The organism is Lujinxingia vulgaris, assembly GCF_007997015.1.
GTDB lineage: Bacteria > Myxococcota_A > Bradymonadia > Bradymonadales > Bradymonadaceae > Lujinxingia > Lujinxingia vulgaris.
The window spans coordinates 1-529 of record NZ_VOSM01000105.1 but is presented as its reverse complement, the minus strand read 5'-3'; the positions used below and the strand labels follow the sequence as shown (position 1 = coordinate 529).

General features: G+C 56.1%; 1 protein-coding gene and 1 pseudogene. One reads left to right on the top strand and one right to left on the bottom strand.

Annotated features, from left to right (window positions below; genetic code table 11):
* Positions 1–240 (top strand): DUF1127 domain-containing protein (locus tag FRC98_RS21110; protein ID WP_081649670.1); only part of this gene is annotated, 240 nt, incomplete at its 5' end.
* A gap of 71 nt (positions 241–311) precedes the next feature.
* Here the strand turns inward: FRC98_RS21110 and FRC98_RS21105 are convergent.
* Positions 312–529, bottom strand: a pseudogene (locus FRC98_RS21105) (NAD kinase); the annotation flags it as partial.

Genomic DNA, 529 nt, shown 5'->3' with positions numbered 1-529 from the left:
ATGTCGCAGATTTGCGAAAGGCCGGCTGCTGTCCGGAATCCTGGAGAGAGTGTGCCTGGGCGTACAAGCCGGACATTGACTGAACGTGCCATCCGCATTTTCGAGGCACCTGTTGTCTGGATGGAGCGCTGGGAACATCGACAGAAGCTGCGTCAGATGGATGACCGGATACTGCGGGACATTGGTTTAAGCCGTGCAGATATCTACCGGGAAGCGCGCAAGCCCTTCTGGCGCGCATGACTCTGTCTTGCTTCTTGTCCCTGTGATGAACTGGCTGCCAGCGGGCTCATGGGTCCGCTGGCCTTCCTTCATCAAGGTATGAATTGCTCCTTCAGAATCCGTTCTTCCAGATTGTGTTCGGGATCGAACAGTAGGTGCAATTCAGTTTTACGGTCTTCACGAACGCGAACCATGTTCACGTCCCGGATTTCCGTGAAATCCGCCGTGGCACTGACCGGGCGCTTGGAACTCTCCAGCACCTCTATTTCCACGTCCGCCTTTTGAGGTAGCAGGGCGCCGCGCCATCTTC